At 73.2% G+C, this 25,798-nt stretch carries 25 protein-coding genes and 1 tRNA gene; 10 read left to right on the top strand and 16 right to left on the bottom strand.

Annotation, left to right across the window (positions count from 1 at the left end; genetic code table 11):
- The first annotated feature begins 174 nt into the window (after positions 1-174).
- Entirely contained in the window at positions 175-609 is a 435-nt protein-coding gene (locus tag ACFP6A_RS02480) for a Fur family transcriptional regulator (protein WP_379601452.1), read from the top strand.
- Positions 606-2,900 (top strand): catalase/peroxidase HPI, encoded by a 2,295-nt coding sequence (katG, locus tag ACFP6A_RS02485; RefSeq protein WP_379601276.1) that lies wholly within the window; start codon positions 606-608, stop codon positions 2,898-2,900. The genes ACFP6A_RS02480 and katG overlap by 4 nt, the downstream gene beginning before the upstream one ends.
- A 434-nt stretch (positions 2,901-3,334) precedes the next feature.
- Here the strand turns inward: katG and ACFP6A_RS02490 are convergent, their stop codons facing one another.
- From ACFP6A_RS02490 to ACFP6A_RS02510, 5 genes are all read right to left on the bottom strand, one after another.
- Positions 3,335-3,712, bottom strand: a complete 378-nt coding sequence (locus tag ACFP6A_RS02490; protein WP_379601277.1) for an RES domain-containing protein — start codon at positions 3,710-3,712, stop codon at positions 3,335-3,337.
- A 41-nt stretch (positions 3,713-3,753) separates the two neighbouring features.
- Positions 3,754-4,134 carry a hypothetical protein gene (locus ACFP6A_RS02495; protein WP_379601279.1) on the bottom strand — a complete coding sequence of 127 codons (381 nt, stop codon included), beginning with the start codon at positions 4,132-4,134 and terminating at the stop codon, positions 3,754-3,756.
- A gap of 240 nt (positions 4,135-4,374) precedes the next feature.
- A tRNA-Ser gene (locus ACFP6A_RS02500) sits at positions 4,375-4,464 on the bottom strand.
- A gap of 10 nt (positions 4,465-4,474) precedes the next feature.
- Positions 4,475-4,993 carry a tRNA adenosine(34) deaminase TadA gene (tadA, locus tag ACFP6A_RS02505; RefSeq protein WP_379601281.1) on the bottom strand — a complete coding sequence of 173 codons (519 nt, stop codon included), beginning with the start codon at positions 4,991-4,993 and terminating at the stop codon, positions 4,475-4,477.
- Entirely contained in the window at positions 4,990-5,598 is a 609-nt protein-coding gene (locus ACFP6A_RS02510) for a tRNA adenosine deaminase-associated protein (RefSeq protein ID WP_379601283.1), read from the bottom strand. The genes tadA and ACFP6A_RS02510 overlap by 4 nt, the downstream gene beginning before the upstream one ends.
- A 37-nt stretch (positions 5,599-5,635) precedes the next feature.
- Here ACFP6A_RS02510 and upp point away from each other — a divergent pair, with 37 nt between their 5' ends.
- Entirely contained in the window at positions 5,636-6,271 is a 636-nt protein-coding gene (gene upp, locus ACFP6A_RS02515; RefSeq protein ID WP_379601285.1) for a uracil phosphoribosyltransferase, read from the top strand.
- Between the two features lie 140 nt (positions 6,272-6,411).
- On the top strand, positions 6,412-6,681 hold the full coding sequence (locus ACFP6A_RS02520) for a YtxH domain-containing protein (RefSeq protein WP_379601287.1): 270 nt from the start codon (positions 6,412-6,414) through the stop codon (positions 6,679-6,681).
- Between the two features lie 15 nt (positions 6,682-6,696).
- Here ACFP6A_RS02520 and ACFP6A_RS02525 read toward each other — a convergent pair whose 3' ends face one another.
- The 3 genes from ACFP6A_RS02525 to ACFP6A_RS02535 form a co-directional block, all read right to left on the bottom strand.
- A complete protein-coding gene (locus ACFP6A_RS02525) occupies positions 6,697-7,467 on the bottom strand; it encodes a lysophospholipid acyltransferase family protein (protein ID WP_379601288.1) in 771 nt (256 codons plus the stop codon).
- Between the two features lie 46 nt (positions 7,468-7,513).
- Positions 7,514-8,344 carry a SigB/SigF/SigG family RNA polymerase sigma factor gene (locus ACFP6A_RS02530; protein ID WP_379601290.1) on the bottom strand — a complete coding sequence of 277 codons (831 nt, stop codon included), beginning with the start codon at positions 8,342-8,344 and terminating at the stop codon, positions 7,514-7,516.
- Positions 8,345-8,456: 112 nt separating this feature from the next.
- Positions 8,457-8,672, bottom strand: a complete 216-nt coding sequence (locus tag ACFP6A_RS02535; protein WP_379601291.1) for a CDGSH iron-sulfur domain-containing protein — start codon at positions 8,670-8,672, stop codon at positions 8,457-8,459.
- A 57-nt stretch (positions 8,673-8,729) separates the two neighbouring features.
- On the opposite strand from ACFP6A_RS02535, the gene ACFP6A_RS02540 reads away from it, so the two are divergent.
- The 3 genes from ACFP6A_RS02540 (at position 8,730) to ACFP6A_RS02550 (ending at position 11,875) form a co-directional block, all read left to right on the top strand.
- Positions 8,730-9,488, top strand: coding sequence for an ANTAR domain-containing protein (locus ACFP6A_RS02540; RefSeq protein ID WP_379601293.1), 759 nt, complete (start codon positions 8,730-8,732; stop codon positions 9,486-9,488).
- 44 nt (positions 9,489-9,532) lie between these two features.
- Positions 9,533-10,600 carry an iron-containing redox enzyme family protein gene (locus ACFP6A_RS02545; RefSeq protein WP_379601295.1) on the top strand — a complete coding sequence of 356 codons (1,068 nt, stop codon included), beginning with the start codon at positions 9,533-9,535 and terminating at the stop codon, positions 10,598-10,600.
- Between the two features lie 360 nt (positions 10,601-10,960).
- A complete protein-coding gene (locus tag ACFP6A_RS02550; RefSeq protein WP_379601296.1) occupies positions 10,961-11,875 on the top strand; it encodes an aldose 1-epimerase family protein in 915 nt (304 codons plus the stop codon).
- Positions 11,876-11,892: 17 nt separating this feature from the next.
- Here ACFP6A_RS02550 and ACFP6A_RS02555 read toward each other — a convergent pair whose 3' ends face one another.
- The 3 genes from ACFP6A_RS02555 to serA form a co-directional block, all read right to left on the bottom strand.
- Positions 11,893-13,839: an acyl-CoA dehydrogenase gene (locus tag ACFP6A_RS02555; protein WP_379601297.1), complete on the bottom strand. Its 1,947-nt coding sequence runs from the start codon at positions 13,837-13,839 to the stop codon at positions 11,893-11,895.
- 73 nt (positions 13,840-13,912) lie between these two features.
- Positions 13,913-15,319: an FAD-binding oxidoreductase gene (locus tag ACFP6A_RS02560; RefSeq protein ID WP_379601298.1), complete on the bottom strand. Its 1,407-nt coding sequence runs from the start codon at positions 15,317-15,319 to the stop codon at positions 13,913-13,915.
- Positions 15,320-15,330: 11 nt separating this feature from the next.
- On the bottom strand, positions 15,331-16,530 hold the full coding sequence (serA, locus tag ACFP6A_RS02565) for a phosphoglycerate dehydrogenase (protein ID WP_379601299.1): 1,200 nt from the start codon (positions 16,528-16,530) through the stop codon (positions 15,331-15,333).
- A gap of 91 nt (positions 16,531-16,621) precedes the next feature.
- Between serA and ACFP6A_RS02570 the strand changes: the two genes are divergently transcribed.
- The 3 genes from ACFP6A_RS02570 (at position 16,622) to ACFP6A_RS02580 (ending at position 20,163) form a co-directional block, all read left to right on the top strand.
- On the top strand, positions 16,622-18,022 hold the full coding sequence (locus tag ACFP6A_RS02570; protein ID WP_379601300.1) for an ATP-binding protein: 1,401 nt from the start codon (positions 16,622-16,624) through the stop codon (positions 18,020-18,022).
- A complete protein-coding gene (locus ACFP6A_RS02575) occupies positions 18,019-18,693 on the top strand; it encodes a response regulator (RefSeq protein WP_379601454.1) in 675 nt (224 codons plus the stop codon). Before ACFP6A_RS02570 ends, ACFP6A_RS02575 begins: the two co-directional genes overlap by 4 nt.
- Before the next feature lie 87 nt (positions 18,694-18,780).
- The gene (locus ACFP6A_RS02580) at positions 18,781-20,163 is read left to right on the top strand and encodes a TrkH family potassium uptake protein (RefSeq protein ID WP_379601301.1); all 1,383 of its coding nucleotides are present in this window, start codon (positions 18,781-18,783) and stop codon (positions 20,161-20,163) included.
- Positions 20,164-20,196: 33 nt separating this feature from the next.
- Here the strand turns inward: ACFP6A_RS02580 and ACFP6A_RS02585 are convergent, their stop codons facing one another.
- From ACFP6A_RS02585 to pdhA, 5 genes are all read right to left on the bottom strand, one after another.
- The gene (locus ACFP6A_RS02585) at positions 20,197-20,967 is read right to left on the bottom strand and encodes an HPF/RaiA family ribosome-associated protein (RefSeq protein WP_379601302.1); all 771 of its coding nucleotides are present in this window, start codon (positions 20,965-20,967) and stop codon (positions 20,197-20,199) included.
- Positions 20,968-21,036: 69 nt separating this feature from the next.
- Complete coding sequence (locus ACFP6A_RS02590; protein ID WP_379601303.1) at positions 21,037-22,086, bottom strand: NAD(P)-dependent alcohol dehydrogenase; 1,050 nt, start codon at positions 22,084-22,086, stop codon at positions 21,037-21,039.
- An 86-nt stretch (positions 22,087-22,172) separates the two neighbouring features.
- Entirely contained in the window at positions 22,173-23,507 is a 1,335-nt protein-coding gene (locus tag ACFP6A_RS02595) for a dihydrolipoamide acetyltransferase family protein (protein WP_379601305.1), read from the bottom strand.
- Positions 23,504-24,550 carry an alpha-ketoacid dehydrogenase subunit beta gene (locus ACFP6A_RS02600; RefSeq protein ID WP_379601307.1) on the bottom strand — a complete coding sequence of 349 codons (1,047 nt, stop codon included), beginning with the start codon at positions 24,548-24,550 and terminating at the stop codon, positions 23,504-23,506. Before ACFP6A_RS02600 ends, ACFP6A_RS02595 begins: the two co-directional genes overlap by 4 nt.
- Positions 24,547-25,710: a pyruvate dehydrogenase (acetyl-transferring) E1 component subunit alpha gene (gene pdhA, locus ACFP6A_RS02605; RefSeq protein ID WP_379601309.1), complete on the bottom strand. Its 1,164-nt coding sequence runs from the start codon at positions 25,708-25,710 to the stop codon at positions 24,547-24,549. The genes ACFP6A_RS02600 and pdhA overlap by 4 nt, the downstream gene beginning before the upstream one ends.
- Positions 25,711-25,798: the final 88 nt, after the last annotated feature.

Here is a 25,798-nt window from a genome sequence, read left to right on the forward strand (position 1 = left end):
CCCACCGGGGGACAGGGTGGCGGGATTGCATGATCACCGAGGGGGTGGCGGGTGACGTGCTGGAGCGCGGTGTGCGTCCAGGTTCTCGGGCAGAGTTTCCGGGCGGATTTCTTGATCCGATCAAGACTACGTGCAAGACTCGGTGACGTGCCGACACGTCCGGACTACGAGCAGATGCTGCGGGCAGCAGCACTGCGCGTCACTCAGCCACGGCTGGCCGTGCTGGCCGCGGTGCACGGACTGCCGCACGCCGACACCGAGTCGGTCATCGGTGCCGTGCGCCGCGAGCTGCCCTCGGTGTCCCACCAGGCCGTCTACGACGTCCTGCGCGCGCTGACCGGCGCAGGACTGGTGCGGCGCATCCAGCCCGCCGGCTCGGTGGCCCGCTACGAGGCCAGGGTGGACGACAACCACCACCACGTCGTCTGCCGGTCGTGCGGCGCCATCGCCGACGTCGACTGCGCCGTCGGCCACGCCCCGTGCCTCACGGCGTCCGACGACCACGGTTTCACGATCGACGAGGCCGAGGTCACGTACTGGGGCACCTGCCCCGCCTGCTCGACGAGTCTTCGACCAGCCCACAGCCAGGTGAGAGAGGTTGCACCATGACTGACACCCAGCAGAACCCGCCCACGCCCACCGAGGGCAGCCCGCAGGGCGTGGACCGCAAGGCCGAGGGAGGGTGCCCGGTCCTCCACGACAGTGCGACGTCGCACGGCAGCGAGAGCGAGAACCCGGTCATCGACTCACCCACCCCCAAGGCGCACCGGCCCCGGACGATCAGGGACTGGTGGCCCAACCAGCTCGACCTCACGGTGCTGCACCAGCACCACCCCGCAGGAAACCCGCTCGGTGCGGACTTCAGCTACCGTGACGAGTTCGCCAAGCTCGACGTCGAGGCGCTGAAGCGCGACGTCATGGAGGTGCTCACCACCCCGCAGGACTGGTGGCCGGCGGACTTCGGCCACTACGGCGGTCTGATGATCCGCATGAGCTGGCACTCGGCCGGCACCTACCGGGTCCACGACGGCCGCGGCGGTGCCGGCGACGGCAGCCAGCGGTTCGCGCCGATCAACAGCTGGCCGGACAACGCCAACCTGGACAAGGCGCGCCGCCTGCTCTGGCCGGTGAAGCAGAAGTACGGCCGGAAGATCTCCTGGGCCGACCTGATCGTCTTTGCCGGCAACGTCGCCCTCGAGTCCATGGGCTTCAAGACCTTTGGCTTCGCCTTCGGGCGCGAGGACATCTGGCAGCCGGAGGAGGTCTTCTGGGGACCGGAGGACACCTGGCTCGGCGACGAACGCTTCAGCGAGGAGCGAGAGCTCGCCGACCCGCTCGCCGCCGTCCAGATGGGCCTCATCTACGTGAACCCGGAGGGCCCGAACGGCAACCCCGACCCGGTGGCGGCCGCCCACGACATCCGTGTGACGTTCCAGCGGATGGCCATGAACGACGAGGAGACCGTCGCCCTCATCGCCGGCGGCCACACGTTCGGCAAGACCCACGGGGCCGGCCCGGCCGAGGGGCACGTGGGCCCGGAGCCGGAGGCGGCGCCACTGGAGGCGCAGGGCCTCGGCTGGCTCAGCACCTACGGCTCCGGCAAGGGTCCTGACACGATCACCTCCGGCCTCGAGGTGACCTGGACCGACCAGCCGACCCGGTGGAACAACCGCTTCTTCGAGATCCTCTTCGGCTACGAGTGGGAGCTGACCAAGAGCCCCGCGGGCGCCTACCAGTGGGTCGCCAAGGACGCCCCGCAGATCGTCCCGGACGCCTACGACCCGCAGAAGAAGCACCGGCCCACCATGCTCACCACGGACCTCGCGCTGCGGTTCGACCCGACCTACGAGAAGATCTCGCGGCGGTACATGGCGAACCCCGACGAGTTCGCGCTGGCGTTCGCCAAGGCCTGGTACAAGCTGCTGCACCGCGACATGGGGCCGGTCGGCCCGCACATGCTCGGGCCGTGGGTCCCCGAACCGCAGCTGTGGCAGGACCCGGTGCCGGCCGTCGACCACGAGCTGATCGACGAGCAGGACGTCGCGTCCCTCAAGGCGAGGCTGCTCGACTCCGGCCTGACGGTCTCCGACCTGGTGTCCACCGCGTGGGCGGCGGCGTCCAGCTTCCGCAAGACCGACCGGCGAGGGGGCGCCAACGGCGCCCGGATCCGGCTGGAGCCACAGCGCAGCTGGGCTGCCAACGAACCGGAGAAGCTGGAGGTGGCCCTGCAGGCGATCGAGCGCGTCCAGCGGGACTTCAACGCCGCTCAGACCGGCGGCAAGAAGGTCTCGATGGCCGACCTCATCGTCCTGGGTGGCTGCGCCGCGGTGGAGAAGGCGGCCCGGGACGCCGGCGTGGAGGTGACCGTACCGTTCCGGCCCGGCCGCACCGACGCGTCGCAGGAGCAGACCGACGTCGAGCAGTTCCAGTACCTCGAGCCGCGTGCGGACGGCTTCCGCAACTACCTGCGGCCCGGTGAGAAGCTCCAGCCGGAGACGCTGCTGGTCGACAAGGCCTACATGCTCGACCTCTCCGCCCCGGAGATGACGGTGCTGGTCGGTGGCATGCGGGCGCTCGGTGCCAACGTCGGCGGCGCCAAGCACGGCGTGCTCACCGACCGCACCGGCGTGCTGACCAACGACTTCTTCGTCAACCTGCTGTCCCCGGGCACGCAGTGGAAGGCGTCGAGCGCCGAGGAGGGCGTCTACGAGATCCGTGACGCCGCTACCGGCGAGCTGCGGTGGACCGCCACGGCCGTCGACCTCGTGTTCGGGTCGAACTCGATCCTGCGCGCCCTGTCGGAGGTCTACGCCGCCGACGACGCGCGGGAGAAGTTCGTCCACGACTTCGTCTCGGCGTGGGCGAAGGTGATGGAGCTGGACCGGTTCGACCTGCACTGAGCCTTCAAGCTGCACTGCGCCGCTGACACGACCAGACCGCTGACATGACCGAGGGACCGGCAGCTGCTGCCGGTCCCTCGGTCATGTCGTGTTGCCTTGGTGTCACCACTCCGGCAAGGATGAAGACCACGTCCCGACCAAGAGCCCTGTACCCCATCACGAGCGCTTGACGAACGGGCGTCAGGCGACCCGGAGCCCCAGGATCTGCGCCGCCCAGCAGTAGTCCGGGTCCCGTGCTTCAAAGGTGGCGGTCCTGGCTGTGATCCGTGTGGAGACCGCCTCAGAGACCGTGGTGCTCGGCGGGAACTTGGCCAGGTCGACCCACAGCGCATAGGCAGTCAGGTCGGTGCCGTGCCGTGATACGTAGCGAATCCCGGCCGGGACGGATCCGTCGGCCAGGGTCTGCCAGGTGAGCCACCGAGCCAGGGCGCAGGTCAGAGTCCGGTCCGAGCCGGTGAGGTCTGAGAGGTCCAACCGTGAGGGGTTCTGCCTGAGGGGCTGATCTGCCTGTCCTCCCGCCACCCCGTTGAGACGGTTCCTGGTGGCATATGCCCGATGCCGACAGCCGCCCACTGCTCCGCCACCGACTGGACACGTTCTGTCGAGTCGAACAGGTCGCCCAGGTCCTCGGTGAGCGCAGGGTCGGGCCTGGCATAGGCGAGCGTCTCCAGAAAGGCGCCCCGCCGCGTGTGCGCACCGTAGACGGTCGCCCGGGCGGGAACGTCGAACCGGCCCCAGGTGGTGTCGGGGACGCCCTCCGGCACGCGCGGATTCAGGGGACCATGGCGCCGGGCGTGCACCCTCCAGAGCATCGCGGGAACCGCGGCGACCGCAAGATTCAAGATCGGCCCTGTTACGCGGTCCAGGTGCCCGTAAGGAAGGCGGTCGCCGCCTGGGCGACCTCTCGCACCAAGCCGTCGCGCAGGGCCATGACCGGCGAGCGCTCATCCAGCAACGGGTTCGTCCCCACGAACCAGTTGCGAGCAGTGTGCTCGCTCTCGGCGTCGGCGAGTGCGGTCCAAACCCGGTGAGCGACTCGCAACCGGTCCTGCGCGTCGTCCCGCGGGACTGGGCCGTCCGGCTTTGCCCAGCGGTACGGCGCCTTGGGGTCACGAGACCCGGCGAGCGCGGCCACCACCGTCGCACCCAGATGGTTGTTCATTCTCCGAACGACTTCGTGGATGTCGAGCCGAGTCGTGTCGGCGTGCGCGCCGAGCATGACGTCAACGCTCATACCGCCCTCCGTCCTGCCTCCCCTTGGACACGCCAATCTACACCCAGAACTACACCGGCAACAACACTACTGTGATCGAGAGGCCCTTCGTTCCTAGACGCCGGACGAGCCCCGGCAGATCGCCGGGAACCGCTCGTCAACGCCCGCAGATGCCAGTGGAGCCGCCGAGCTCTCTCACGGAGAGCGGAAGCGGCTCCAGGTGACCATTGTCGGCACGGCGACGGTTTCGTCGGCCGCCCGTGGCGGTGGCGGTGGGATTTGAACCCACGGAGGAGTTGCCCCCTCACACGCTTTCGAGGCGTGCTCCTTAGGCCGCTCGGACACGCCACCGCCGCACAGGCTACAAGGCGCCCGCCGAGCGCCCCAAACCACCGCGACCGCCGCCGCCCCCGGCGTCCCGGTGGCCGGCGAAGTACTCCTGCAGCACCTGGGCGCACTCCTCCTCGAGGACCCCGCCGACGACCTCGGGACGGTGGTTGAGCCGGCGGTCCCGGACGACGTCCCACAACGACCCGGCCGCCCCCGCCTTGGGGTCCCAGGCGCCGAACAGGACCCGGTCGACCCGGGCCAGCACGGCGGCGCCGGCGCACATCGTGCACGGCTCCAGGGTGACCACGAGCGTGCAGCCCTCGAGGCGCCAGCGCCCCAGCCGTCGTGCGGCGTCCCGCAGGGCGAGCACCTCGGCGTGGGCCGTCGGGTCGACGTCGCGCTCCCGGGCGTTGTGCCCCCGGCCCACGACGTCCCCCTCCGAGGACACGACGAGCGCGCCCACCGGGACGTCGCCCGTGGCGAGCGCCGAGCGGCCCTCGGCGAGCGCACGGCGCACGAGCCGCTCGTCGTCCGCGGGGGACCGCGTCACCGCAGGGCGTCGAGCAGCTCGCCGAACCCGCAGAGCTCTCCGACCTCGGCGAGCGCGGCGGCGGGGTCGTCCCCGTCCTCGGTGACCAGCCGGCGCAGCACACCGCCACCACAGCCCAGGTCCGCGAGCAGGTCGGGCTCGCCGGCCCACGGGTCCACGTCGGAGGCCACCGGGCCGCCGGGGTCGGCATCCTGGACCAGCTCGGCGACGTCCGGCTCGTGGTCGTCGTCCAGGTCGTGCTCCTCCTCCTGCCGATCGGCCTGGTCCTCGTCCGGACCGTCCTCGTCGGGGTCCTGCCGTGTCGCCGTCGGCAGGGCCGCCCGCTCGTCCTCCTCCAGTGCCGGGGCGAAGAGCTCGGCGTAGGGGCTGCGGGCCGCGGCTGCGAGGTCCGACACGAACACCCGAGGATCGCCGTCCGGGTCGACCCGCACGATCGCGAACCACTCGTCCTCGTGCTCGATCACCGCGAGCACCGGCCCGTCCCGGTACGACGCCGCACGGAGCAGGTCCGCGAGGTCGTCCATCCCCCCGGCGTCCTCGATGTCCACGTCCCGGGCACGCCATCCGCGCCCGTCCCCGGCGATCACTGCGGTGAAGTACGACACGCGGACATCGTGCCCTGCCGCCGATAGGTTTCGCAGCATGCGCCTGCACGTAGCCGACCACCCGCTCGTCGACCACAAGCTCACCGCCCTGCGGGACGAGCGAACCGACTCCCCGACCTTCCGGCGGCTCGCCGACGAGCTGGTCACCCTGCTGGCGTACGAGGCCACCCGTGACGTGCGGACCGAGCCGACGAGCATCACCACCCCGGTGTGCCCGACGGTCGGGGTCCGGCTGTCGTCCCCCAAGCCGCTCGTCGTGCCGATCCTGCGTGCCGGGTTGGGGATGCTCGACGGGATGGTCCGGCTGCTGCCCACCGCGGAGGTCGGGTTCCTCGGGATGATCCGCGACGAGGAGACCCTCCAGGCGACGACCTACGCGACCCGGCTGCCCGACGACCTGTCCGGCCGGCAGTGCTACGTGCTCGACCCGATGCTGGCCACCGGCGGCACCCTGGCGGCCGCCGTCCAGTTCCTGTTCGACCGGGGCGCGGACGACGTCACGGCGATCTGCCTGCTGGCGGCCCCGGAGGGGATCGCCAGGATGCGGGAGACGTTCGGGGCGGATGCGCCGGTCACGGTCGTGACCGGCGCTCTCGACGAGCGGCTCGACGAGCGCGGCTACATCGTCCCCGGCCTCGGGGACGCCGGCGACCGCCTGTACGGGGTGGTCTGACCGCCGGTGGGCGCCAGGCGCTGACGGGTCCTGTGCGGTTGAGTGACGGGGCGGCTGAGTGGCGGGCCGGCTGAGTGGCGGCCTGGGCCACGTCGGCCGATGCTGTCAGGGTCCCGATCCCCGACGACTGGAGCACCACCGTGAAGAACAAGCTCGTCTTCGGCCTCGGCGCGGCGGCCGGCTACCTCCTCGGCACCCGCGCCGGGCGTCAGCAGTACGAGAGGCTCCGCGAGCAGGCCCAGGACCTGTGGTCCAGCCCGAAGGTGCAGGAGCAGGTCGAGCACGCCAAGCAGGTCGCCAAGGAGCAGGTCCCGGTGGTCAGGGACAAGGCCACGGAGGCGGCCCGGACGGCGAGCGAGAAGGTCCGCTCCTCGGGATCCGGGGGCGGCCCGGAGAGCAGCGGCAGCTAGCGGTCCACCGACCGCTCAGCGCGTCGCCGGCCGCGCCCGGCGGGCCGCGGCGCGCGCACGGGCCTCGGCGGCGTCCATCTCACGCGCCCGCTCGGGCGTCGGAGCCGTCCCGCCCAGGTGCTGCGGCAGCCACCAGGCGTCCAGCCCCGGGTCGGCGACCGTGTCCGGGTGGGTGCGCTGGACGTCGTCCAGCAGAGCCTGCATCCGCTGGCGCAGCAGGACGGTCACCTCCTCGAGCGTCCCCTCGACGGGGACCGGCTCGCCGACGGCGATCGCCACCGACCGGCCGCGGGAGAAGTCCCGCGGGTGGTCCTTGGTCATCATCCGCTGCCCGCCCCAGACCGCGACCGGCAGCAGCGGGACGCCCGCGTCCTGGGCCAGCCGGACGGCGCCCGACTTGATCTCCTTGACCGTGAACGACCGGCTGATCGTCGCCTCCGGGAAGATGCCCACCACCTCCCCCGCGCGCAGCGAGCGCAGCGCGGCGGCGAACGACGCGGCTCCCGCCGTCCGGTCGACCGGGATGTGGTGCATACCGCGCATGAGCGGACCGGACACCGGGTGGCGGAACACCGAGTCCTTGGCCATGAACCGGACCAGCCGGTGCCGGGAGTCCCAGCCGGCCAGGCCGGCGAAGATGAAGTCCAGGTAGCTGACGTGGTTGCTGGCCAGCACCGCGCCACCGACGGCGGGCACGCGGTCGGTGCCGGTCAGGGTGACCCGGATGTCGAGCAGACGGAAGGCGCCGAGCGCGGCGCGGATGACCGGGGGGTAGACGAGCTCCACCGACGGGAGCGTAACCTACGTGGCCGTAACGTGCCGGCCGGCTGCGTCAGGCGGCCTCGACGGGAGCCTGCTCGCGCAGCCGGCGCAGGGCCTTGGCCAGCAGCCGGGACACCTGCATCTGGGTGACGCCGATGTCCTCGGCGATCTGGCTCTGGGTCCAGCCGCTGAAGAACCGCAGCGCGAGGATGCGGCGGTCCCGCGGCGGCAGACTGGCGAGCATGGGCGTGACCACCAGCGTGTCGAGGACCCGGTCCAGCTCGGCGTCCTCGGCGCCGAGGGTCTCCCCGAGCGGCGTCCCGTCGGGTCCGTCCGCCGGGGCGTCCAGCGACGTCGCCGAGTAGCCCTGCGCCGCGGCGAGCGTCTCCACGACGTCATCCTGCGGGACGTCGAGCTGGGCGGCCAGCTCGGCGACGGTCGGCGCCCGCCCGAGGTCCTGGCTGAGGTCGTGAGCAGCCGCCTCGAGGGCCAGCCGCAGCTCCTGCAGCCGTCGCGGCGGGCGGACCTGCCACCCACGGTCGCGGAAGTGTCGGCGCAGCTCGCCGGTGATCGTCGGCACCGCGTAGGCGACGAAGCCGCGCCCCCGCCCGGGACAGTAGCCGTGGGCCGCCTTGACCAGCGCCAGGCAGGCGACCTGGACGAGGTCGTCGAGCGGCTCACCGCGGTCCCGGTAGCGGGCCGCGAGGCTGCGGGCAAGGGGCATGTTGAGGAGCACGACCTCGTCGAGCAGGCGGCCGCGCTCGGTGGGCGAGGCCGCCTGGGCACGACGGAGCAGCGCCTCGGCGACGCCGTCCCGCCCCGCCGGGGCCACGGCGTCAGCGACCGCAGAGGCGGGCTCGGCGGCACCGGCCGGCTCGGCGGTCGTCAGGTCGGCGGTCATCCGGCAGGTCTCCTCGGTGCACCCGGTGGGCTCTCCGGCAGGGGCGTGGTGGCGACTGCTGCTGGACCACCGCTTCGCCAGTCGACCACCGGCCGACGCCCTCCGCAACCGGTCAGGCCCCGGCGCCGGCAGCCCTCGGACGCCGTCCGACCTTGTGGGTCCCGTCGCAGAAGGGGGCGATGGTGGAGCGCCCGCAGCGGCACAGGGCCATCACCCGGCGTCGCTGCGGGACCGGTTCGCCGTACTCGTCGAGCAGCTCCACCGCGCCGCGGACGATGAGCGGACCGTCGGGGTAGGCGGTGATGGTCGTCTGCTTCGTGTCACCCATGCAGGCCCAGTACCCACGGCGGCGGCTGGCGAACCCGAGCGCACTACAGTCCTCGCCGTGGTGCAGCAGCAGGACGGTCGGCTCGGCCGTGCAGTGGCCGAGCTCGCGGACACTTTGGTTGCGGACTTCGACGTCGTGGAGATCGCGACCCGGGTCGCCCAGCACTGCCTCGAGGTCGTCGACGCGGACAGCGCCGGCGTCCTTCTGCTCGACGCCCACGACCGGCTGCGCCTGCTGGCGGCGACGTCCGAGGAGACCGAGACCGTCGAGACCTTCCAGGTCCGTCAGGGTGACGGTCCGTGCATCGCGGCGGTCCAGGACGAGGCCACGGTGACGGCCGACGGCCCGCAGGAGCTGCTCCGACGCTGGCCCGGGTTCGCCCGGGTGGCCACTGCTCAGGGGATCGAGTCGGTGCTCGCCGTCCCGCTGCGTCTGCGGGGCAGGGTGATCGGGTCGCTCAACGTCTTCCGTCACCGGGTGGGCCCGTTCGAGCCGGACGCCGTTCGCCGGGCGGTCGTGCTCGCCGACATGGCGTCGCTGGCCATCGCCCAGGCCGAGACCGTCCGCAGCCACAGCGAGACGGTGCGCCAGCTGCAGACCGCGCTGGACTCCCGGGTCGTCATCGAGCAGGCCAAGGGGGTGGTCGGCGCCAGCACCGGCGTCGGTGTCGACGCAGCGTTCGCGCTGCTGCGCGGGCACGCCCGGGCCACGGGGCGTCGCCTCGTCGACGTCGCCCGCGACGTCGTCGAGCGGCGGATCACGGTCGGTGAGCTCGGCGACCCCCGCGGACGCCAGACGCCGGTCGGCGGGGTGTGACCGCTCGGGAGGCGAGCGGCCCCGCGGCGGGCGACGATACGGGCATGCGGATCCCCTCTGCCCGCGGACCGTTCACGGCCCCGCTGGTCGACATCCTCGGTGAGCGCCCTCACGAGGCCGCCGCGCTGTCCGAGGCGGCCGACGCCGCCGTCGGCCGCGCCACGGCGAGGGACGGCGTGCTCTCCGACGACGACGTCCAGCTCGGGCTGACGCTGCTGTACGAGCTGTCCTACCGCGGGCTGGCCGGGGTCGACGACGCGTGGGAGTGGTCGCCGTCGCTGATCGCCGCTCGCGGGGTCCTGGAGAGCGCCGTCGAGCGGGAGCTGCTGCAGCGGTTCGGGCAGGTCCGTGACCGGACCGTCGAGCCCGGGGACGTGCCCGCCGAGCTGTTCGCGATGACCTCCTCCGGCGGCGGACCGTCGGTGGCCGGATTCGTCGCCCGCGAGGCGACCGTCGGGCAGGTTCGCGAGATGTGCGTGCTCCGCTCGGCGTACCAGCTCAAGGAGGCCGACCCGCACACCTGGTCCATCCCCCGGCTGCACGGAGCCGCCAAGTCCGCCCTCGTGGAGATCCAGTTCGACGAGTACGGCGAGGGCCGGCCCGGGAGGATGCACTCCGAGCTGTTCGCCGCGACGATGCGGGCCGTCGGGCTGGACGACGCCTACGGGGCGTACGTCGACCTCGTCCCGGCCCGCACGCTCGCGACGGTCAACGCCATGCACCTGTTCGGGCTGCACCGTCGTTGGCGCGGCGCCAACCTCGGTCACCTGGCCGCGTACGAGATGACGTCGTCACTGCCGTGCAAGCGCTACGCGGCCGGGATGGAGCGGCTCGGGCTCCCGCCGAAGGCGGCGGAGTTCTTCACCGAGCACGTCGAGGCGGACGCCGTGCACGAGCAGCTGGCCGCGCACGACCTGTGCGGCTCGCTCGTCGCGGCGGAGCCGGCACTCGCCCGCGACGTCCTATTCGGGGCCGCGGTCTGCCTCGGGCTCGACGAGCTCGCCGGGGCCGCGACCCTGGCCGCGTGGCAGGCCGGTCGCAGCGCGCTGCGCCGTCCTGTGCGCATCGCCGCCACCGCCGCCACCGCCGGCACCACCACCACCGCCGCCTGACCTCGGCCAACGAGTCAAGGTCTTCGTGATCATGCAATCCCGCCACCCTGGTCTCTCCGTGATCATGCAATCCCGCCACCCCGCTCCTGCTGCCCGCCCGCAAAGTGCTGGATTGTGGGCGCGACACGCCGCAGAACTTGTGCCCGAGCCAGCATTCTGTGGGGGCAGCAGGGTGGCGGGATCGCATGATCACCAACGGGGGCGGGCGGCCGGCAGGGGCAGCAGGGTGGCGGGATTGCATGATCACCAACGGGGGCGGGCGGCCGGCAGGGGCAGCAGGGTGGCGGGATTGCATGATCACGAACAGGGGAGGGTCGGCCGATCTGGAAGGGGGTTGGGTTGGAGAGTGGAGGAGAACGCATGAGAGTCCCGCCGTCCGGTGAGCAGATCGAGCTGCGCCACGGTGACCAGCAGGTCACGGTCGTCGAGGTCGGCGGTGGCGTCCGTGCCTACGAGCGTGACGGACGCCGGGTGCTCGACCCGTACGACGTCCACGCGATGGCGGACGGCGCTCACGGGGCGACGCTGGTGCCCTGGCCCAACCGCCTCGGCGACGGCGTCTACACCTTCGACGGCGAGGAGCACCACCTCGCACTGACCGAGCCGGACAAGCGCAACGCGATCCACGGCCTGCTGCGCTGGGTCCCCTTCCGGGTGCGGGAGCGCGCCGACGCCTCGGTGGTCCTGGCCGCCCGCGTCGTCCCCCAGCAGGGGTACCCGTTCTCCCTGGACGTGACCGTCCGCTACGAGCTGGACGACGAGGGGCTGGCCGTGACGACCACGGCGGTGAACACCGGGGACCGGCCCGCCCCCTACGGGACCGGGCACCACCCGTACCTGTCCCCCGGCGACGGGCTCGTCGACGACTGCGACGTGCAGGTCACCGCCACCACCCGGGTGGACACCGACGCCGGTCGGCAGCTGCCGACCGGCGTCGTCCCGGTCGAGGGCACCCCGTACGACTTCCGCAGCCCGCGGCGGCTCGGCGGTCTGGCCGTCGACTACGCCTTCGGTGACCTCGTCCGGGACGACGCGGGGCGGGCGTGGGTGCGGCTGACCGGCCCGGACGGGCGGACGGCGTCGCTGTGGGTGGACGGGTCGTACCGCTACCTGGAGGTGTTCACCGGGGACACCCTCGCCCCTGGCCGGGCCCGGCACGGGCTGGGCGCCGAGCCGATGACGTGTCCGCCCGACGCGTTCCGCAGCGGCCAGGACGTCGTCCGGCTGGAGCCGGGCGCCGCCGCCACGGCCCGCTGGGGCGTCCGACTGGACTGAGCCTGGACTGCCCAGGGTCAGACCGGCCGCAGCATCTCCGCGGTGATCGACTCCTCCGGGATGCCGAAGCCGTCGACGAGCAGCCGCGCGTGCGGCCGAAGCTCGCGGCACAGGTCGTTGACCGCCCGGGTGACCGCCTTGGCGCGCGCCGGCGTGAGCCGGCCGTGAGCGGTGAACCAGTCGAGGTCCTCCTCGACGTTGCTCAGCACGTACAGGTCGCAGACCCGGTCGAGCAGGGCTGCGGTTCGGGGGTCGTCGCAGGCGTCCACGGCGGCGACGAAGGCCTCCAGGACGACCCGCTCGACGTGCGCCCGTGCTGCGCGCAGCACGTGGTCCTGCGCGGCGGTGAACACCTCGAACGCGCTGACCCCGTCCTGTCCAGCGGCCCGCAGTCGCCGGGCCAGGGAGTCCAGGACGTGCTTCTCCCGGTCCTCGAACAGCTGCACGTGCCACGCCCGGTCGCGCAGGTCGGCGTCGGGGCCCCGGCGCGCCCCGGCGAGCCGCTGCAGCAGCGCGCGAGCGGCGGTCCGCTCGATCACCGTGCCGACGAACTGGTCCGCGACGAACCGGGCGGTGCCCAGGACGTCGAGGTCGCCGAAGTGGTCCCGGTAGCTCGTCAGCAGGCCCTTCGCGACGAGCTGCAGCAGAACGGTGTTGTCGCCCTCGAACGTCGTGAAGACGTCCGTGTCGGCCTTGAGAGCGGGCAGCTGGTTCACTGACAGGTACCCGGCTCCGCCGCAGGCCTCGCGGCAGGTCTGGATCGTCCGGGTGGCGTGCCAGGTGGCGGCCGCCTTGAGTCCTGCGGCCCGGGACTCCAGCTCTCGCTGACGCGCGTCGTCCGGGTGCTCGGCGGACTGGACCTCGTGGAGGGTCGCGACGAGCTCGGACTGGGCGAAGTGCAGGGCGTAGGACCGCGCGAGGGCTGGTAGCAGCCGGCGCTGATGGGTCAGGTAGTCGAGCAGCGGCACCTCACCGCCGGTGTCCGGGTCGGCGAACTGGCGGCGCTGCTCGGCGTAGCGGACGGCGATGGTCAGGGCGACCTGGGTGGCGGCGAGCGCACTGCCGGAGACGCTGACCCGGCCGCGGACCAGCGTGCCGAGCATGGTGAAGAACCGGCGTGACTCACTCTCGATGGGGCTGGAGTAGCTGCCGTCCTCAGCGACGGAGGCGAAGCGGTCCAGCAGTGCCTCGCGCGGCACCCGGACCTGGTCGAAGACGATCCGGCCGTTGTCGACACCGTTGAGTCCGGCCTTGTGGCCGCAGTCCGTGATGGTGATGCCCGGCAGCGGCCGGCCCGCGTCGTCGCGCAGCGGGACGAGGAGGGCGTGCACCCCGTACCCACGTCCCTGGGTCACCAGCTGGGCGAACACCACCGCCATCCGCCCGTCCCGGGCGGCGTTGCCGATGTAGTCCTTGCGGGCGGACGGGTCCGGGGTGTGGACGACGAACTCGCGACGGTCCGGGTCGTACGTGGCCGTCGTGCGCAGGTTCTGCACGTCCGACCCGTGACCGGTCTCGGTCATCGCAAAGCAGCCGAGCAGGTCGAGATCCATGATCGCGGGGAGGTACCGCTCATGGTGGGTCTTCGTGCCGAGTGCCTGGACGGCCCCACCGAACAGTCCCCACTGCACACCCGCCTTGACGGACAAGGACAGGTCCCCGTAGCCCAGCATCTCGAAGGAAGTGACGCTACCCCCGATGTCGTCGAGCCCGCCGTAGTCCCTGGAGAACCCGCGACGGTGCAGGCCGCTGTCCCTCAGCGCGTGCAGCTCCCGCAGCACCTGGTCGCGGTGCTCCTGCGTGCCGAGTCCCACGGCCGACGGCCGGGTGGTGCTCCGCATCAGGTCACGGGCCTCGGCGCGCACATCGGCCCACCGTCCGTCCAGCACCCGCCGCAGCGACTCGGGGGAGGGCGGCTCGACGAACGACGGGGCAGCGTTGGTGTCCGTCTGCAGTGAGGTCATGACGGCCATTCTGACGGTGATCCGGCGCGGTGGCACGGGGACCGTGCCTCGGCCTGGAGCACCCCACGTCGGCTCAGCGCGGCAGGAGCACACCAGGGTTCAGCAGACCGGCCGGGTCGAGGGCGCCCTTGACCGCCCGCATCACGGCGATCTCGGCGTCGGAGCGGGTGAGCGACAGCCACTCGACCTTGGCCCGGCCGACCCCGTGCTCGGCGCTGATCGACCCGCCCTCGGCGGCCACCGCGCGCAGGACGGCCTCCTCGACCGCGTGCTCGGCGACCGGGTCACCGGCGACGCCGAGGACGTTGACGTGCAGGTTGCCCTCGCCGAGGTGCCCGAAGACCACGGTGCGCGCGCCGGGAGCGGCAGCGGTGACGACGTCCGGCAGAACCGCGACGACGTCCGCGAGCCGGCCGACCGGGACGGCGACGTCGAGCTTGACCGGCACCCCTTCGGCGCTGACGGCCTCGGTGTGCGCCTCACGGTAGCGCCACAGCCGCTCACGGCCGGGCCCGTCGCTGGCCAGGACGACGTCCCGGACGCCGTCCAGTCCGCTGACCTCCTCGAGCGCGACGAGCAGCTCGCCGGTGGGGTCGGTGCGCCCCGCGACCTCGACGAGCAGGTAGGCGGGGTGCTCGCCCGGGAGCGGGGCCGGCAGGCCGGTGTGCCGGCGGACGACGTCGAGCCCGGTGGCGAGGAACAGCTCGGCGCCCTCGATCGCCGGCAGCTGCTCGCGCAGGACGGCGAGCGCCGCGAGCGCCGTGGCGGTGCCGTCGAGGGCGAGCAGGGCGGCGGTGCGGGCCGCGAGCACCGGGACGAGCCGCACCCGGACGGCGGTGATGACGGCGAGCGTCCCCTCGCTGCCGGCGAGTAACGAGACGAGGTCGTAGCCGGTGTTGTCCTTGGGCAGCCCGGTGAGCCGGGTCAGCACGGTGCCGTCGGCGAGCACCGCCTGCAGACCGACGACCTGGGCGCGCATGCTCCCGTGCCGGATCACCTTCTCCCCGCCGGCGTTGGTGGCGACCAGGCCACCGACGGTGGCCGAGTCGCGGGCGGCGAGGTCGACCCCGAGGTCGAGGCCGTGCGGGCGGACGTGCCGCTGCAGGGCGGCCAGCGTCACCCCGGCCCCCACGGTGACCTGGGCGGCGACCGGGTCGACGTCGCCGAGGGCACGCAGCCGGGTGGTGCTGAGCAGCGCCTCACCGCCGGCCGGGACGCCGCCTCCGACGAGCCCGGTGTTACCGCCCTGGACGACGACCGGCACGCCGGCGGCGCTGCAGGCGCGCAGGACCTCGGCGACCTCCTCGGTGGTGCCGGGCCGCACGACGCAGCGGGCGTGGCCGGAGAACCGGCGGGTCCAGTCGGTCTCGTAGGAGACGGTGACGTCCCGGTCGGTCAGCACGTTGGGTCGGCCGACGACGGCGCGCAGCCGGTTCTCGAGATCCGCTGGGTCGCAGCGACCCCCGGGACCAGAGGTCACCGTCGGCCCGGTCAGGACAGGACCCGCAGCCGGACGGTCTCCTCGAGCGCGGCGAGCTCGGCGACGACGTCCGGGGCGTAGGCGAGGTCGACGTCGGTGAGCACGTACCCGAGGTCACCTCGGGTGGCGAGCAGCTGGCCCTCGACGTTGACGCCGTGGTCGGCCAGCACCCCGTTGACCCGGGCCAGGACGCCGGGGATGTTGTGGTGCAGGTGCGCGAGCCGGTGGTTCTCCGGCCGGTGCGGCAGGTCCAGGGTCGGCAGGTTGACGCTGAGCGTCGTCGTCCCCGTGGCGCAGTAGTCCCGCAGCTTGGACGCGACGAACATGCCGATGTGCTCCTGGGCCTCCTCGGTGGACCCACCGATGTGCGGGGTGAGGATGACGTTGGGCAGGCCCCGCAGGATGGAGTCGAACGGCTCGCCCTGGGCCTTCGGCTCCGTGGGGAAGACGTCGACGGCGACGCCGGAGAGGTGACCGCTCAGGACGTGCTCGCGCAGCGCCTCGTGGTCGACGACGAACCCGCGGGAGAGGTTGATGAGGATGGAGCCCGGCCGCATCCGGCGCAGCTGCGCGTCGCCGAACATCCCCGCGTTCCCAGGACGGCCGTCGACGTGCAGGGTCACGACGTCCGCCTCGGCGAGCAGCTCGTCGAGCGTCGCGCACCGCCGTGCGTTGCCCAGGGCCAGCTTGTCGGCCGTGTCGTAGAACAGCACCCGCATCCCGAGCGCCTCGGCGACGACGGACAGCTGGCTGCCGATGTTGCCGTACCCGACGATCCCCAGGGTCCGGCCACGGACCTCGTGGGCGCCGTTGGCCGACTTGTCCCAGATCCCGTCGTGCAGGGCCCGGTCCTTCTGGGTGAGCCGACGGGTCAACGCGATGATCTCGGCGATCGCCATCTCGACGACGCTGCGGGTGTTGCTGAACGGGGCGTTGAACACCGCGGTGCCGTTCGCGGCCGCAGCGCGCAGGTCGATCTGGTTGGTCCCGATGCAGAAGGCGCCGAGCGCCACGAGCTGGGGCGCCTTCTCGATGACCGTCGCAGGGACCTGGGTCTTGGACCGGATGCCCAGGAGCTCGACGCCGTCCAGGGCGGCGGCGAGCTCGACCTCGTCGAGGGCACGGGGGACGGTGCGCACCTGCCAGCCCGCGGTCGCGAGCACCTGCTCGGCGACAGGGTGGACGTTCTCCAGCAGCAGGGCCGTGGGCATAGGCGCGAGTCTAGGCCCGCTACGACCGGGCCTCGGGCGTCGGGGCCTCGGGCGTCGGGGCGCGTCGCAGACCCGGCGGTACGTTGACCGGATGACGCCGCGGCGGGCACGCACACCGGCCGGTAGCGCGTTGTCGGCGCGGCGCACGGTCGCGGGCTGGGTGCTGGCGCTCGGTGGGCCGGCGCTGCTCGGCGCGGCGCTGGCCACGACCCGTTCGGCCCACAGCACCGCGACCGAGCTCATGCTGTTCCTCACCCTGTCGGTGACCGTCGCCATCGTCGGTGGGCTCCTGCCCGCACTCACCTCGGCGGTCGTCGGCAGCGCCGTCCTCAACTACTGGTTCACCGAACCCCGGTACACGTGGAAGGTGGCCGAGCCCGAGCAGGCCCTGGCGCTCGTGGTGTTCGTCCTGGTCTCCGCCGCCGTGGCGACGGTCGTCGACGTCTCGGAGCGGCACCGGCAGCGCGCCCAGAGCAGTCGCGCCGAGTCCGAGGCGCTCAGTCTCCTGGCAGCCGCCGTCCTGCGCGGGGAGGACTCGGTGGAGGCCCTCGTCGGGCGCCTCCGGGAGACCTTCGGCGTCGTCGGGGCGGCCCTGGAGGAACGGGACGCCGACGGGTCGTGGCACCGGCTGGCTGCCTCCGGGGACCTGTCGGGGCCCGACCGTGAACGCCTCGCGATCGGTCACCGGCTCAGGCTGGTGCTGAGCCCGCCGCCACTGTCGGAGGACGACCGGCGCGTGCTGACCGCCTTCGGGTCCCAGGCGGCCGTCGTCCTGGAGCGGGGGCGGCTGCGGCGTCGGGCGGAGGAGGCCCACCGGCTGGAACAGGGTCTCGCCGTCCGGACGGCGCTGCTGGCCGCGGTGTCTCACGACCTGCGCACTCCGCTGGCCTCCATCCGGGCCGCCGCGTCCGGGTTGCGGCTGCCGGTCGAGTGGTCACCAGCGGACCGCGACGAGCTGTTGAGCACGGTGATCGACGGAGCCGAGCGCCTCCAGCGGCTCATCGACAACCTCCTGGACCTGTCGCGGCTCCAGGTCGGTGTCATCCAGCCTCTCCTGGTGCCGGTGCCGCTGGAGGAGGTGATCGGGCCAGCGGTCGCGGGCAGCCCGCACGACCGGGTCCGGATCGACGTCCCGGACGAGCTGCCCCCCGTGCGGACGGATCCCGGTCTGCTCGAACGCGTCATCGCGAACCTCGTGGAGAACGCCGTCCGGCACAACCCCGACGGCGCCGGCCCGGTTGTCCTCACCGCACGAGCCGGGGCCGGCGACGTCGTCGTCCGCGTCGTCGACCACGGACCGGGCATCCCGGAGGCGGACCGGCGCCGGGTGTTCGAGCCCTTCCAACGGCTCGACGACTCCAGCAGTCACGGCGGTCCCGGTCTCGGGCTGGCCGTGGCCCAGGGACTCGCCGACGCGGTGGATGCGGTGCTGGCCGTGGAGTCCACGCCCGAAGGGGGCTTGACCATGTCCCTACGGGTTCCGGTGGCCTGATGCACGCCCTGCTCGTCGAGGACGACCCGGGACTGGGCCGGGCCCTGACCCTGACCCTGCGCTCGCAGGGCTGGAGCGTGACCTCGACGACGACGGGCCGGGCCGCGCTGGCAGCGGCTGCCGCCGAAGGCCCCGACGTCATCGTCCTGGACCTGGGCCTGCCGGACGTCGACGGCGTCGACCTGCTCCGGACGCTGCGGCGCCGGTCCCGCACCCCGGTCGTCGTCCTGTCGGCCCGCGACCAGTCGGCGGAGAAGGTGCGGGCGCTGGATGCGGGAGCCGACGACTACGTGACCAAGCCGTTCGGCGTCGACGAGCTGCTGGCCCGCCTGCGGGCCGCTGTCCGCCGCGGCGCGGCCGACGACGCTCTGGCGGTCGTCGACGCCGGGGACCTGCGGATCGACCTGCGCGCGGCGCGGGTGCTCAAGGACGGGGCCGCGGTGCGGCTGACGCCGACCGAGTGGCACCTGCTGGAGGTGCTCGTCCGCAGGCGGGGACGGCTCGTGCCGCACCGGGTCCTGCTGCAGGAGGTGTGGGGGCCCGGGTACGGGACCGAGTCGCACTACCTGCGCGTCTACCTCGCCCAGCTGCGCCGCAAGCTCGAACGGGATCCTTCGCGGCCCCGGCACCTGCTCACCGAGCCTGGACTGGGCTACCGCTTCGAGCCGTGACACCGGCCCGTCAGGGACGCGTCAAGATTCGTCGTCCGGGCCCGGTGGGGTGCCGTCGGCGGCTGCCGGGAGGCCCACAGTGGGGCCGTGGCGGTCACCCGTGCGAGCGGCCCGGTCGGTGCCGGTCGGCGGCTGCCGCAGATGCCTGTGACGCTGCACCCCGCGCAGGTCATCGTCGCCGGGTTCGCCGCGGCGGTGCTGCTGGGCACCGCGCTGCTCTCCCTGCCCGTCGCCCGGGCCGGCCGGGGGAGCGCCACGCTGGTCGAGGCGCTGTTCACGGCCACCTCTGCGGTGAGCGTCACCGGGCTCGTCGTCGTCGACACGGGCTCATACTGGTCGCCGTTCGGCCACGCCGTCATCCTCGGCCTGATCCAGCTCGGCGGCTTCGGCATCATGACGTCCGCGTCGTTGGCGGGCCTGCTGATCTCGCGGCGCCTGGGGCTGCGGCAGCGGCTCACCGCGGCCACCGAGATGCACAGCCTGGGTCTGGGCGACGTCCGCCGAGTGGTGGTCGGCGTCGCCCGGGTGTCCGCGGTCGTCGAGGGTGCCGCCACGCTGCTGCTGGCCCTGCGGTTCGTCACCGCCTACGACGAGCCGCCGCTGCGGGCTGCCTGGCTGGGCCTGTTCCACGCCGTCTCGGCCTTCAACAACGCCGGGTTCGCACTGTGGGACGACAGCCTGGTCCGTTTCGTCCATGACCCTGTGGTCCTCGGTTCCGTCCTCGTCGCCGTCGTCCTCGGCGGACTCGGCTTCCCCGTGCTGCTCGAGCTGCGCCGCGAGCTGCGCCGTCCCGACCGGTGGAGCCTGCACACCCGGATCACCGTGCTGGGGACCGCGCTGCTCCTCGCCGCGGGGACGGCGCTGGTCCTGGCGTCGGAGTGGACCAATCCGCGCACCCTGGGACCGCTGGACACCCCCGGGAAGCTGCTCGCCGGAGTGTTCTCCGGTGCGATGCCACGGACGGCCGGCTTCAACAGCCTCGACGTCGCCGCGATGACGGAGGCGACGTGGTTCGGGTCGACCGTGCTCATGTTCATCGGCGGCGGCAGCGCCAGCACCGCCGGCGGCATCAAGGTGTCGACGGCGGTCGTGCTGGCCCTGATCGTCGCGGCGGAGGTGCGGGGCCGCCCCGACGTGCGCGCCTTCCACCGCAGGATCCCGACCAGCACGCAGCGCCAGGCGGTGGCCGTGACCGTGGTGGCCGGGGCCGCCGTGCTCCTCGCCACGCTGTACTTCACCGCCACCGCCGGGTCCACGCTGAGCCGGTCCCTGTTCGAGGTCGTCTCCGCCTTCGGGACGGTGGGACTGTCGACCGGCATCACCGACGCCCTGCCGACCGGCGACCAGGTCGTCCTCGTCCTGTTGATGTTCACCGGTCGCGTCGGCCCGGTGACCCTGGCGACGGCGCTCGCCCTGCGACGGCGCGAGGTGCTCTACCGCTACCCGCAGGAACGCGTCGTGATCGGCTGAGGACCGCTGGCCGCGCCGCCGTTGGTGCCGGTCTCAGGCCGGGGTGATGAGCCCGTAGTGGCCGTCGTAACGGCGGTAGACCACGTGCCCGCGCCGGCTGCTGGTGTCCCGGTAGAAGACGAACCGCTCCCCACCGTCGTCGAGGCGGCGGCGGGCGGCGGCCTCGTCGAGATCCGCAGGTCCCGGCCGCAGGACGACACCCGCCGGCAGGTCGGCGTCCACCGGCAGCCCGATGGCGCCGTAGCCGCCGCCCTCCCGCCGGTACACCACCGCGTCCTGCCCGCTCGCCGCGTCGACGAAGAGGTAGAAGTCGTGGTCGAGCACGTCCATGTCGGCGAGGGCCTCCTCGACGCTCCGCGGGGCGACGGCGAACGTCTTGCGGCGCACCACCTCTCGCTCCTCGACGGGCCGCTCGACGGTCCCGGGGCGGCTCCCCGGCTCTGGTGCCGGCGGGCCGGTCCACCGGGACCGATCCTGCCAGCGGTCGGTCAGCCGTACCAGCCGTCGCTCGATCCGCTCGACGACGGCGTCCACCGCCTCACGCGGCCGCTCGCCCTGCCCGACCGCCCGTACCGAGGTGTGCCCGACGTCCATCGACGCCTCGACGCGGAACGGCTCCGGGATCGACGGGTCGGGCAGGTGCGTCACGACGGCACGGACCCGTCGAACGGGTCGGCCCGCGAGGCGGGTCGTGTGGGCGACCTTCTCGGCGGCGTACTCCTCGACGCCGAGCGGCATGTCGCCGCGCAGCAGCACGTCGACGTCCTCGGGCCGGGTCTCGTGCGCGACGGGCTGGACCGACATGAGTCCTCCTGTTCGGGTCAGGGCGGTCAGGGCAGGTGCTGCCGACGGACGGCCGGGCGCGAAGCGTCCCTACGGGACGATCACCGCTCGGCCCTCGACCTTGCCCTCGGCCAGGTCGTGGTAGGCCTGGACGGCGTCGTCGAGGGAGTACGTCGTCACCTTCGGGGTGAGCAGGCCGCGGGCGGCGAGGTCGAGGACGTCGGCGAGCTCGGGGCTGCTGCCCCAGTACGTCGTCTGGACGCTGGCCTCGTAGGGAACCGAGAAGAAGCCGACCGGCAGGGTGCCGCCGCCGATCCCGACGATGGTGAGGTCACCGAGCACGGTGACCGTCTGCGCGCCCAGGGCCAGGGTGGAGTCGTTGCCGACGCAGTCGATGACGACGTCCGCGCCACGACCCCCGGTGAGCTCGCGGATCCGGTCGGCCGCGGCGGCGTCGGCGGTGACCAGGTGGTCTGCTCCCATCGACCGGGCGACCTCGAGCGCCTCGTCCCGGACGTCGACCGCGATGACGCGGGCGCCGGTGGTCTGCTTGGCGATCTGGACGGCGAGGTGCCCCAGGCCGCCGGTGCCGATGACGACGCAGGTGGCTCGCGGGCCGAGCTTGCCCCACGACCGGGCGACAGCGTGGAACGGCGTCAGACCGGCGTCGGTGAGCGGCGCGGCGTACGCGGGCTCCAGGCCCTCGGGCAGCGGCAGCAGGTGCCGCTCGGCGGCCGGGACGAGCATGTAGTCGGCCATCCCGCCGTCCGCACCCAGACCGCCGCCACCGCCGGGGGCGGGTGCCTCGGCGGGGTTCTCGCAGTACGTCTCCACGCCGGCGAGGCAGCGCCGGCAGCGGCCGCAGCCCCACGGTCCGTAGACGGCGACGGCCTGGCCGATCTCGAAGCCCGCGACACCCTCGCCGAGGGCGTGCACCCAGCCGGCGTTCTCGTGCCCCAGGGTGAACGGGGGCTGCCACGGCACCGCCCCGGCGTCGAAGTCGTGCATGAGGTGCAGGTCCGAGTGGCAGGCGCCGGCGCCGCCGACCCGGATCACGGCCTCCCCGGGGCCGGGTGTCGGGTCCGGGACCTCGACGAGCTTGGGCTCGGACTTCCAGCTCTCCAGGCGCAAGGCCCTCATCGTGTCCTCCTCAGGATCGGTGACTGCTGAGGAGAAGCCAACGCCTCCCGTGCGCCGACGGGCAGGGCCGAAGGTCCGCTCGGCGGCTACACCGCACCGAGCAGCACGGTGGGGGACTCGATGCAGTCGGCGACGTAGCGCAGGAAGCCGCCGGCCACGCCGCCGTCGCAGACCCGGTGGTCGAACGTCAGGCTCACCTGGGTCACCGCGCGGACCTCGAGCCGGCCGTCGACGGCCCAGGGCTTGTCGACGATCCGTCCGAGGCCGACGAGCGCGGCCTCGGGGTGGTTGAGGATCGGCGTGGACCCGTCGACGCCGAACACGCCGTAGTTGTTGAGCGTGAACGTGCCGCCGGCGAGCCGCTCCGCAGGCAGCGTGCCGGCCCGGGCCTGCGCGGTCGTCTCGGCGAGCGCGTCGGCCAGCTCGACGGTCGTCAGGGCGTGCGCGTCGCGGACGACGGGCACGAGCAGGCCGCGGTCGGTCTGCGCGGCGAAGCCGAGGTGCACCGCGCGGGAGCGGACGATGTCGTCGCCGTCGACGCGCGCGTTGAGCTCCGGGTACCGGCGCAGCCCCGCCAGGCAGAACCGGGCCACGAGGGCCAGCACGCTGATCCGGTGGTCGGGGTAGGCCGCCTGCAGCGCCCGGCGCGCCTCGAGCAGCCCGGTGGCGTCGACGTCCACCCAGATGGTGACGTCGGGGATCTCCCGGCGGGAGCGGGTGACCTTCTCCGCGACCGCCCGGCGCAGCCCGCGCAGCGGGATGCGCTCCTCACCGGGGCCGGCCCCGTCGCGGCCAGCCCCGTCGTGGCCGGCCCCGTCGGGGCCGACCCCGTGCGGCGCCACGGCGGCCGCGGCCTCGACGTCCCGGCGGCGGATCACCCCGCCCGGGCCGGTCGGGGTGAGCGTGTGCAGGTCGACCCCGCGTTCGAGGGCGAGCCGGCGCACGACCGGGGAGATCACCCGGACCGCCTGCCGCGCAGCGACGGGCCCGGACTCGCGCGGGGCGACCGATGCTCCGTTCTGGGACACCTGCGGACGACCGAGGCGACGTCGCCGCCGGTTCCCGCCGCCAGCTCCGGTGCCGTAGCCGATGAGGACGTTGCCGGACCCGGCCCGCTCCTCCTCCCGGTAGGTGGCGTGCGCGGCCGGCTCGGCCGGCTCCTGTCCGCGGCCGGTGGCACCGGCGACCGGCTCGATGGTGATCAGCGGCCGGCCGACGGGGAGCACCTCACCCGGCTCGGCGTGCAGGGCCACGACGCGGCCCGCGTGCGGGCAGGGCACCTCGACGGCCGCCTTGGCGGTCTCCACCTCGACGACGACCTGGTCGGTCTCCACCTCGTCCCCGACGGCGACCCGCCAGGCGACGATCTCGGCCTCGGTCAGCCCCTCACCGAGGTCGGGCAGCGTGAACACGGCGCTCACGCGACACCACCGAGTCCGGCGGCGGTGAGCCCGTGGGCGTCGGGGCCACCGGTCCAGCGGGTGTCGGGCTGGTCGTCCCACTGCAGCCGGGCGACGGCGTCCAGGACGCGGTCGACGTCCGGCAGGTGGACGTGCTCGAGCTTCGGCGCCGGGTAGGGGATGTCGAAACCGCTGACCCGCAGCACCGGGGCGTGCAGCGAGTGGAACGCCCGCTCCTGCACCCGGGCCGCGATCTCCGCGCCGACCCCGGCGAAGCCCTGCGCCTCCTGCAGCACGACACACCGGCCGGTGCGGCGCACGGACGCGAGCACGGTCTCGTCGTCGAACGGGACGACGGTGCGCAGGTCGACGACCTCGACGTCCCAGCCCTCGTCCCGAGCGGCCTCAGCGGCCTCCATCGCGACCGGCACCGTGGGACCGTAGGCGACCAGGGTGACGTCGTCCCCCCGCCGGCGGACGACGGCCCGCCCGAACGGCGGCGCGGCCGCGGGCAGCTCGACGTCCGCACTGGACCAGTAGAGCTTCTTGGGCTCCATGAACACGACCGGGTCGGGGTCGGCGATGGCCTCACGCAGCAGCGAGTAGGCGTCGTCGACGGTGGCGGGGGTGACGACCTTGAGTCCGGGGGTGTGGGCGTAGTACGCCTCGCTGGAGTCGCAGTGGTGCTCGACCCCGCCGATGCCGCCGGCGAAGGGCACCCGGATGACGATCGGCATCCCGACGGCGCCCCGAGTGCGGTTGCGCAGCTTGGCGACGTGGGAGGTGATCTGCTCGAAGGCCGGGTACGCGAAGGCGTCGAACTGCATCTCGACCACCGGGCGCATGCCGGACATCGCGAGCCCGACGGCGAAGCCGACGATGCCGGCCTCGGCGAGCGGGGTGTCGAAGCAGCGCTTCTCCCCGAACTGGTCCATCAGGCCGTCGGTCACCCGGAACACGCCGCCGAGCCGACCGACGTCCTCACCGAGGACCAGCACGCGCTCGTCCTCGCTCATCGCGTCGCGCAGTGCGGTGTTGAGCGCCGTGGCGAAGGTCGTGCTCACCGGGGGTCCTCCTGCTCGTCCGCCGGCTCGCCCATCAGCTCGGCGTCCGGCTCGGCCTCCATCTCGGCCCGGAGCTGCTCGCGCTGCTCGAGCAGCTGGGTGGTCGGGGTCGCGTACACGTGCTCGAAGAGCTCCAGCGGGTCGAGGTCGGGGTCGGCGTTCATCCGCGTCCGCAGGTCCGCGGCGAAGGACTCGGCCTGGGCCCGGACCTCCTCGGCGCCGGCGTCGTCGAGGACACCGGCGGAGCGCAGGTACGCCTCCAGCCGGGTCAGCGGGTCGCGTCCCGCCCACGCCTCGACCTCGGCGGCGTCGCGGTAACGGCTCGGGTCGTCGGCGTTGGTGTGCGCGTCCATCCGGTAGGTGTGCGCCTCGACGAGGAACGGCCCGTGGCCGGCGCGGGCGTGCTCGACGGCCCGGCGCATGACGGCGAGCATGGCCACCGGGTCGTTGCCGTCGACCTGCTCGGACTCCACGCCGTAGCCGACGCCCTTGTAGGCCAGGGAGGGAGCAGCGGTCTGCTTGGCCAGCGGCACGCTGATCGCGTAACGGTTGTTCTGGACCAGGAAGACGACGGGGGCCTTGAAGACGGCGGCGAAGTTCACCGCCTCGTGGAAGTCGCCCTCGCTCGTCGCGCCGTCGCCGATGAACGCCACCGCGACCGTGTCCCGCCCCTGCAGCGACTCGCCGTAGGCCAGGCCGGCCGCGTGGACGGTCTGGGTGGCCAGCGGCGTGCACTGCGGCGCCGTGCGGGTGGCGACCGGGTCGTAGCCGCAGTGCCAGTCACCGCGCAGCAGGGTGAGCACCTGCACCGGGTCGATGCCCCGAGCGACGAGGGCCATCGACTCGCGGTAGGTCGGGAACACCCAGTCGTCGTCGCGGACCGCCATCACGGCGGACACCTGGCAAGCCTCCTGGCCGCGAGCGGAGGGGTAGACGGCCAGCCGGCCCTGCTTGGTCAGGGCGGTGGCCTGGACGTCGAACCGCCGGCCGACGACCATCCGCCGGTACATCTCAAGGAGGTCCGTGTCGGAGGGCGCGGGATAGCGCTCGTCGCCACCGGTGCGTCGGCCCTGCTCGTCCAGCAGCCGGACCGGGTCCGGGCTCGGCAGGAGCCGGGTGGCCCCGTGGGTGGACAGGTCGGACTCGGACGTCGTCGTCATGCGGGCCTCCTGCTGGGACCTCTGGACGCTTTGGCAGACCATCGTGCGGCGCCAGCGAGGCTGGCTCAACATCCGCCGAGATTGCGGG

Source organism: Quadrisphaera sp. GCM10027208 (assembly GCF_042658805.1).
GTDB lineage: Bacteria > Actinomycetota > Actinomycetes > Actinomycetales > SCSIO-59966 > SCSIO-59966.

Excerpts from the sequence above, each read along its gene's own strand:
- ACFP6A_RS02545 (WP_379601295.1), top strand. The coding sequence starts at position 9,533 with ATGCGGATCCCCTCTGCCCGCGGACCGTTCACGGCCCCGCTGGTCGAC.
- pdhA (WP_379601309.1), bottom strand. The coding sequence starts at position 25,710 with ATGACGACGACGTCCGAGTCCGACCTGTCCACCCACGGGGCCACCCGG.
- ACFP6A_RS02550 (WP_379601296.1), top strand. The coding sequence starts at position 10,961 with ATGAGAGTCCCGCCGTCCGGTGAGCAGATCGAGCTGCGCCACGGTGAC.
- ACFP6A_RS02590 (WP_379601303.1), bottom strand. The coding sequence starts at position 22,086 with ATGAGGGCCTTGCGCCTGGAGAGCTGGAAGTCCGAGCCCAAGCTCGTC.
- ACFP6A_RS02585 (WP_379601302.1), bottom strand. The coding sequence starts at position 20,967 with ATGTCGGTCCAGCCCGTCGCGCACGAGACCCGGCCCGAGGACGTCGAC.
- ACFP6A_RS02530 (WP_379601290.1), bottom strand. The coding sequence starts at position 8,344 with ATGACCGCCGACCTGACGACCGCCGAGCCGGCCGGTGCCGCCGAGCCC.
- ACFP6A_RS02490 (WP_379601277.1), bottom strand. The coding sequence starts at position 3,712 with ATGCTCTGGAGGGTGCACGCCCGGCGCCATGGTCCCCTGAATCCGCGC.
- katG (WP_379601276.1), top strand. The coding sequence starts at position 606 with ATGACTGACACCCAGCAGAACCCGCCCACGCCCACCGAGGGCAGCCCG.
- ACFP6A_RS02555 (WP_379601297.1), bottom strand. The coding sequence starts at position 13,839 with ATGACCTCACTGCAGACGGACACCAACGCTGCCCCGTCGTTCGTCGAG.
- ACFP6A_RS02480 (WP_379601452.1), top strand. The coding sequence starts at position 175 with ATGCTGCGGGCAGCAGCACTGCGCGTCACTCAGCCACGGCTGGCCGTG.
- upp (WP_379601285.1), top strand. The coding sequence starts at position 5,636 with ATGCGCCTGCACGTAGCCGACCACCCGCTCGTCGACCACAAGCTCACC.
- ACFP6A_RS02495 (WP_379601279.1), bottom strand. The coding sequence starts at position 4,134 with ATGAGCGTTGACGTCATGCTCGGCGCGCACGCCGACACGACTCGGCTC.
- serA (WP_379601299.1), bottom strand. The coding sequence starts at position 16,530 with ATGCCCACGGCCCTGCTGCTGGAGAACGTCCACCCTGTCGCCGAGCAG.
- ACFP6A_RS02570 (WP_379601300.1), top strand. The coding sequence starts at position 16,622 with ATGACGCCGCGGCGGGCACGCACACCGGCCGGTAGCGCGTTGTCGGCG.
- ACFP6A_RS02535 (WP_379601291.1), bottom strand. The coding sequence starts at position 8,672 with ATGGGTGACACGAAGCAGACGACCATCACCGCCTACCCCGACGGTCCG.